Below are 6419 nucleotides of genomic sequence, written 5' to 3' on the forward strand. Positions count from 1 at the left end.
GGGCATCGAGAGTGAACTCCAGGGCGCATTCGGGTTGGGCGGGCGCGTGACGCCTAACCCTTCCATCGAGCGGATGTCCAACCGGCTGCGCCGGTCGGCCACCGCTCATGTCAAACGTTAGCTGTCACTTCATGCGAACCGCACTTGCCACCCTACTTCTCCTCGTCGGAACCGCTGTCAGCGATGCAGCAGTCGCTGGCTGCTCGAATTCGTACTTGGGGCAATCGGCCACGCACTCGGTTGGAATATCGGACAACGCGTGCGAGCACTCGCAGCTGATGTTGGGCATTTCTAAGTTTGACGAAGAGGGCGTGTCGAAGGCTGTCACGTCGGTTCGGTTCTCGCAGGAGTGCTCCATTCAGGATGACGGTGGTATCCGGTGCAGGAAGGGTGGAAGAACCATCCTCGCGGGCGCCGTGTATGTGCCTACGAAGGACACAAATCCGCAGTGCCCAGGTCAACGTGCGGGCACGCGTTTGACATGTCTCGCCGGTTGCAGGCCGGAAGCGCCAAAGTACCTCTACATAGAACCGTACGAGTGCTAGGGGTGACAGCTAACCATTCCATCGAGGGGATGCCTTGCCGGCTGCGCCGTCAAGCCACCCCTCATGTCAAACGTTAGACATCGGCCGATTGAAAGCGGTGCCATGCGAGCAGAAGCCTGCCAAGTTCTTCATAGGCTGTCCGTCCGCTGGCGGCCAGCGCACCGACTGAGCGTGTTCAATAGGTGCGGGGCTGCGGTCGGCGCGGTGTGGTGGCGAAGTCCGTGCTATGTCAGTTGCAGTCCGGCCCGCGCCGAACCGAGCCAGGGGGCGAGGTGCTATGCAGTCGGTGGCCGGCCAGAGAAACTTCTCAGCCAGGACGCGGGCATGAAGGGCAATGCCGTGTTTAACAGGCAGCGTGCATGGCCAGTTCAGTCGAGCCGGTCGCTGTCTAACCATTCCATCGAGGGGATGTCTTGCCGGCTGCGCCGTCAAGCCACCCCTCATGTCAAACGTTAGACCTCAGAATCGCAGCGCCCGATTACTCCACCGATAGGAGCCTACATTCGTGAAGATGACCGCTGGCCGACGCGCCCTCGACAAAATCTATAAGCGACGAGACCGCTACGAGATCCCTGAGTGGCAACGAGGTGAGGTATGGGATGAGACTCGTAAGAAGGCGCTTATAGATAGCGTCTTGCGTGGATGGAAGCTGCCCAAGTTCTATTTTGTGAAGCTGAACGAAGAAGACTACGAGGTGGTCGACGGCCAGCAGAGGCTTACTGCCGTCTATGAGTTCTTCGCCAACACGCTATCGCTCTCAGACGAATCCGCCGCTATGTTCGGTGGTCCGTACTACAAGGATTTGAAGTCGAAGATCTCGGACGCGTTTGACGATTTTGAGATTGAGTACGACGAGATAGAAGACGCGTCTGAGGAAGAGCTGAAGGAGTTTTTCCAACGTCTTCAGCAGGGACTTCCACTGACGAGCAGCGAAAAGCTGAACTCCGTTCACAGCAAGCTGCGCGACTACTGTCAGAAGATTGCGAGGCACGACTTCTTTACCAAATCCGTCTCCGTGCCAAACACCCGGCTCGCTCACTTTGACATCGTTGCCAAGGTGGCGGCGATTGAGGTCGAAGGAATCGATACGGGTCTCCGATTTGAAGACCTCAAGCGCGTGTTCGCTTCACAGAAGTCGTTTTCTGCTAGTTCCGCGGTCGCAAAGCGGATATCGGCTGCTCTGGACTTCCTCGCCAAGGCGTTCCCGGTCCAGAACGGTCAGCTGAAGAACCGAACCATAGTTCAGTCGCTGATAACGCTTGCTTGCCGCCTAGTCGAAACGAAGTCGCATACCGAGCTGTCAAAGGAGCTGCGCCTGTTCGTGGCAGACTTTCTCGAGGGCCTGTCGAGGCAAGTGGAGCTTGGCCAATCGGCCACGGATTACGACTACGTTCGGTTCCAGCGCTCCATCAACGCCAACGTTAAGGCGGGGGCTCGAACCCGGCACGAAGTCTTGCTCCGCAAAGCCTTCTTATTCGATACGAAGATTGCAGAAGCATTCAGCCCCGCGGCGGTCGCAGCAAGTGGCGTCGCTCAGCGCGTAGTTGAGCTTGCCCAGGAGGTGTCGATCAAGATTGGGCGCATAAACACAGCGTATGCACATATCCACGGAGAGGACTTGTTCAAGGCGACGAACAAAACAGCCCAAGCTCTCACGAGACTCGGCAAGCCTGTTTCGAGCCTCGCCTCATACACGTCTCTCATTGATGACCTTTACTTCCTCTTCAGGGAGAGTGTTGGGCAGCGATTGGCAGACCGCATGCCGGCCTCATTCGTGGACGTGAATACTCTCCGGACTGACCTTCAGCATGACGTGGATCATGGTGAGAAGAAGAAGGTCGCAAAGAAGCAGAAGAAGATCGGCGAAACGTTCAAGAAATACTCGGGCGTCGATTCGCCTCAGTTGCTTGATCCGGAGCGATTTGTTCTTGTCCAGGCCAACCTCCTCTCATCCATTGACCTGGACCTGGTCAACTTGCCAATCGGTCCCTGAGGTCTAACCATTCCATCGAGGGGATGTCCAGCCGGCTGCGCCGTCTGGCCGCCCCTCATGTCAAACGGTAGATTTCTTGGCGAACGGTGCACGTCCTGTGTTGCTACGGCTGAGCCCAAGTGTTGCAGTTGATCGTGCACCGCGTGCTTTCTTCGCGCCAGGTGGCTTGTTTATCGCTGGGCTGCGGGCGTCCTTCGCTTGCGGGGTTCCGGGTTGCCCTGCGTTGGGCGGCACGCCATCATCGGCGCTCAGTTCGGCCGGTGTGTTTCTTGGCTTGTTGAGGTCATCGTGTTTGCCCTCGCCAAGAAACCTACCGGGTCGTTCAAGCGGATCGCCTTCGGCGACCGCTTAACTCAACGTTAGACCTCAGTGTTGGTCCAGGCAGCGTGCCTTCGAAAGCAGTGCAAGTTATGCAAACGGTGCTCGATCAACCGACTGCGCGTTCCGGCCGAGCCTGGCGGTCACGAGCGCCGTGCGGGCATCCACCGGCGGTGGTTTCGTTGGGCAGGTCGCAGCGGCTGACGCGGGCTGTCCGTCCTTTGGCGGCCAGCGCACATAACGTGGGTCATCGGGCCTATCGGTTGGTCGGCCGCGCTGGCTCACACTTCGGCTTGTCTGCGGACATTCCTCTGTGGCTTCGTCCACAGAGGTCTAACCCTTCCATCGAGCGGATTCGCCTTCGGCGAACCGCTCATGTCAAACGTTAGGCATCGCATAGGGGCAAACTCGAATGGCAAATCAAGTTCTGAAATCACTCTTCGCCCTTTCGCTTCTTTTATCCTCTCAGATTGCCCTCTGCCTCCCCAAAGATCAAGCAGAGGAAGCAGTAGCCAAAGAGTTCTCCATTTGCGCGGGGTATCACCTCGTCCGATTGATGCTCATGGAGAAGGTTGGAAAGCCCGGCGAAGCCATAAGAGACATAGAACCAACAATTGAAAAGTTCGTGCAGCTGGCCGAGCAAACTAGACCGAAGGAAGTAGTTCGACGTTGGACCACAGAGGCGGTAGAAGCAAACATGGAGCTCTTGAACGCAAAGGGGAAAGAAGGCCTTGGCCTCATGATGCTTAGGTACAGCTCCCCTTGCAAAGAGGCTCTAGCCGACCCAGAAGCAAGAGCAAAGTATTGGCTGTCTAAGGAGTGAGGCCGCACGATGCCTAACCCTTCCATCGAGAGGACGTCACCCGGCAAGCCGGGTGACGTCCTCCCATGTCAAACGTTAGACCTCAGTGTTGGTCCAGGCAGCGTGCCTTCGAAAGCAGTGCGAGTTATGCAAACGGTGCTTCATCAAACGACTGCGCGATCCGGCCAACCCTGGCGGTCACGCGCGTCGTTCGGGCATCCGCCGGCGGTGGCTTCGCTGGGCAGGTCGCAGCGGTTGGCGCGGGCTGTCCGTCCGTTGGCGGCCAGCGCACATAGCGTGGGTCATCGGTCCTATCGGTTTGTCGGCCGTGCTGCCTCACACTTCGGCCCGTCTGCGGGCATTCCTCTGTGGCTTCGTCCACAGAGGTCTAACCCCTCCATCGAGCGGATTCGCCTTCGGCGAACCGCTCATGTCAAACGTTAGACATCGGCCGAGGAAGGTCGGTGCCATGCGAAGAGAGGCGTGCCGTGTTCTGCGTGGGCTGTCCGTCCGTTGGCGGCCAGCGCACCGGCTGAGCGAGTTCACCAGGTGCTTTGCATGCAGCGGCGTGTCAGCGAAACTTCCTAGCCAGGGCAGCAAGGGTTTGTGCAGTCTTCAATGAGCCATACGAGCCGGTCGCTGTCTAACCATTCCATCGAGCGGATGTCACAAGGGCTGCGCCCTTGCGCCACCGCTCATGTCAAACGTTAGGCATCTCAGGTGATCCGATTTCTCGTCTTCATCGCCTCGGTCGGTCTGCTCGGGTGCGAGCCGAAGGAAGGGTCTACGCCACCGGCACCACAGGACATGCAGGCCAAGTGCACCACACGGCGCGACGGGCTTGTCATCTACAAGACGGCGGCGGGATTCAAGCTGTCCCGGCCCGAATGGACGCACAACCTACCGATCGAAGAGCGCTTCACCAGTGACTGCCAGTTGGCCTCCATGAAGCTCCACTTCGCGTTACTGGGCAACGAACTCCTTCCAGTCCCTCACCCCGGCATCAAACATCCTAAAAGCGCGGAACTGCCGACCTCTTACGATCTTTTGACGCTCTTCCTTAAATTCCAAGACGTAAGGACTCAGGGCCCAGGTGGACCAAGCGAGTGGGCGTGTTCGTCCAAAGATAATGTCTACAAGTTCCCTGAGCTTGGAGTACAGATGTGCGGCAGTGGGCCAAGCCCTAACGTTACGACCATGCCGTTCTATCCACGTTTTGAGATCGCAGATGGTCGAATTCCGCCGACTTCAATGACGTGCCGGCATGAAGATATCGAAGGACGGAACATCGATGACATCACCAATCTTTCGGTGCCGTACGCGTGCCGTGGCTATTGGGCTTGGCGGCCAGGGGCGCACGCGATGTTCGATCTTGGGCCCGGTGAAGTGCTTAAGAAACTCCGGCCGGCAATCGGATTGGCCGAGACAACGCTGAACTCATGGGTCCTACCGGAGTGAGAGATGCCAAACCATTCCAGCGAGCGGATGCCCTACTGGCTGCGCCGGCCGGCCCCCGCTCATGTCAAACGTTAGGCGTCACATGAGCGTTGCCCCGTGCCAGTTGCCTGCCAATACAGCGATTGATCGCGAGTTGGTCTCGGGCGCCTTCTTCACTGACTCGTATCAGGTCAATCTCAGGCATGGCGACGCGAGCGTTGTAGGCATCTTCTTTGCTGTCTTTGGTCATCACCCGTACTGGCTCAAGTGCATCTTGCTGATCCGCCATCGTGTCGCATCATGGTTCGGCCTCAAGGCAGCAAGCACCACCGAGATCATGAATCCAACCAGGGCTGCAACTTATCGCGTCGGTCAGAGCATTGGCCCTTGGCCGATCTACTTTCTCGGGTCGAATGAACTGGTAGCCGGCCGAGACAACAAGCACCTCGATTTCCGTGTGTCGGTCGCCAAGCAGAGCTGTGAGCAGGGCTCGTACGCCGTTGTCTCCACGGTCTGTCGTACCCACAACCGTTCCGGTCGAATCTATCTGCGACTGATCACACCGTTTCACAAGTGGGGCGTCCAGCGCCTGCTGGTCAGAGCGGCGCAAGCCGGTAGGCTATGAGCCGTCGCCACGTTCGCTCACTAGCGCTTGCGCCGCCTAACCATTCCATTGAGGGGATGCCCAACCGGCTGCGCCGGTCAGTCACCCCTGATGTCAAACGTTAGGCATCATGGAACCAGCGCCGATCATTGGCTTTTCCTTCCAAGGGCTGCCGGTTGGAATGTTTCGTCAGTCCGAAGCTCCCAAGGAGCCAGGCATCTACGAATACCAGCCATTTCGCGGCCCTGGGCACCTGAATCTCTCGGTCGCGTTGAAGGCGAAACCGGGACAAATCTGCTCAATCAAGGGTCAAGGCCAACACATCCAGTTCGAGGTTGTCTCACTCCCTGGGCCGGGAAAGATCGAGATCATCAACGTTGCGAAGATTGGCAATGATCAAGCGTAGGTGTCAAGCAACTGGGAGGCCATGACTCGTGCTACTGATCGTTGTGCACGCGTTCGTAACTTGGGAACGCAAGATGCCTAACCATTCCATCGAGCGGATGTCTTGCCGGCTTCGCCGTCAAGCCACCGCTCATGTCAAACGTTAGGCGTCACAGGTCTCCCCTAGCCATGCCCAAAAGAATGCTTGCAATAGTCGTCGATCTTGCGGCCGATGTCGTATCAGAAGAGGACTTCGATTCGCGGGTGTCGCTCCTCGACTGGGACATAGTTCTCTTTCGACCATCTATCGAAAGTTGGGTGTCCTATGGCGATCGA

The 6419-nt window shown here is 57.8% G+C and carries 5 protein-coding genes; all 5 read left to right on the forward strand.

The features are described from left to right. Positions 1–1056: 1056 nt before the first annotated feature. The gene (locus AC1KAT_RS22040) at positions 1057–2538 is read left to right on the forward strand and encodes a DUF262 domain-containing protein (RefSeq protein ID WP_480329495.1); all 1482 of its coding nucleotides are present in this window, start codon (positions 1057–1059) and stop codon (positions 2536–2538) included. A gap of 730 nt (positions 2539–3268) precedes the next feature. Then, entirely contained in the window at positions 3269–3679 is a 411-nt protein-coding gene (locus AC1KAT_RS22045; RefSeq protein WP_480329487.1) for a hypothetical protein, read from the forward strand. A gap of 699 nt (positions 3680–4378) precedes the next feature. Beyond that, entirely contained in the window at positions 4379–5116 is a 738-nt protein-coding gene (locus AC1KAT_RS22050) for a hypothetical protein (protein ID WP_480329489.1), read from the forward strand. Positions 5117–5198: 82 nt separating this feature from the next. Beyond that, positions 5199–5720, forward strand: a complete 522-nt coding sequence (locus AC1KAT_RS22055; protein WP_480329491.1) for a DUF2867 domain-containing protein — start codon at positions 5199–5201, stop codon at positions 5718–5720. A gap of 109 nt (positions 5721–5829) precedes the next feature. Then, complete coding sequence (locus AC1KAT_RS22060) at positions 5830–6105, forward strand: hypothetical protein (protein ID WP_480329493.1); 276 nt, start codon at positions 5830–5832, stop codon at positions 6103–6105. Positions 6106–6419: the final 314 nt, after the last annotated feature.

The sequence above is a fragment of the Piscinibacter sp. PDB5-1 genome, assembly GCF_056676035.1.